Below are 1,016 nucleotides of genomic sequence, written 5' to 3'. Positions count from 1 at the left end.
GTCAGGGCGCGCCCGTCCCGCCGGGGAGCGCCGCCAGACGCGCCTCGACCCGCGCCGCCAGCGCCTCGGGGAGCGAGGCGTAGCCCAGCTCGCGCGCCGCCGGCGCCCCGTCGCGCAGCGCCCACCGTACGAACCGCACGACCCCCGCGGTCGCCGCCGTGTCGCGCGCGCTCGGGTCGAGCAGCAGCCAGGTGAACGACGCCACGGGGTAGCTCGCCTCCCCCGGCGCGTCGACGATCGACACGCGGTAGTCGGTCGTGTCGGCGAGCCCCGCGGTGGCCGCGGCCGCGGCGGCGGCGACGCCCTCGATGGTCGGCGGCACGAAGGCGCCCGCGCGGTTGCGCAGCGCCGCCACCGGCAGCCGGTTCTGCCGCGCGTACGTCGCCTCGACGTAGCCGATCGCGCCGGGCGTCTGCTTCACCTGCCCGGCGACGCCCTCGTTCCCCTGGCCGCCGACGCCGACCGGCCAGCGCACGTCCTTGCCGCGTCCGGGGCCCGAGGCCCAGGCGCGGCTGACCGTCGCCAGGTAGTCGCTGACGATGTACGTGGTGCCGCTGCCGTCGGTGCGGTGCACGACGAGGATGTCGGCGTCGGGGAGCGCGGCGCCCGGGTTCAGCGCCGCCAGCCGCGGGTCGTCCCAGCGGCGCACGCGGCCGAGGAAGACGTCGGCCAGCACCTCCGGCGAGAGCCGCAGCGGCTCGGCGACGCCGGGGAGGTTGTACGTGATCGCGACCGCGCCGAGCACCGTCGGCACGTGCAGCACGCGCCGCTCCGCCGACGCCAGCTCGCGGGCCGACATCGGCACGTCGGTGGCGCCGAAGTCCACCGTCCCCTCGACCAGCTGGCGGATCCCGCCCCCGGAGCCGATCGACTGGTAGTTGATGCGGACCCCCGTGCGCGCGAGGTACTCGCTGATCCAGCGCGAGTAGACGGGGTACGGGAACGTCGCCCCCGCGCCGGTCAGGTCGAGCGCGGGCTCGGCGCGCCCGGCGGCGCTGGGCCGCGCGTCGTCGGCG

At 77.8% G+C, this 1,016-nt stretch carries 1 protein-coding gene; it reads right to left on the bottom strand.

The annotated features are described in order from the left end of the window. Position 1: 1 nt before the first annotated feature. Positions 2 to 1,016, bottom strand: a 1,015-nt coding sequence (gene pstS, locus PYV61_RS25740) for a phosphate ABC transporter substrate-binding protein PstS (RefSeq protein ID WP_275836742.1), incomplete at its 5' end; no start/stop codon positions are given.

Origin of the sequence: Roseisolibacter sp. H3M3-2, assembly GCF_029211165.1 — a bacterium.
Taxonomy (GTDB): Bacteria; Gemmatimonadota; Gemmatimonadetes; order Gemmatimonadales; family Gemmatimonadaceae; genus Roseisolibacter.
The sequence above is the reverse complement of the archived record's forward strand: the minus strand, read 5'-3'. Positions and strand labels throughout refer to the sequence as shown.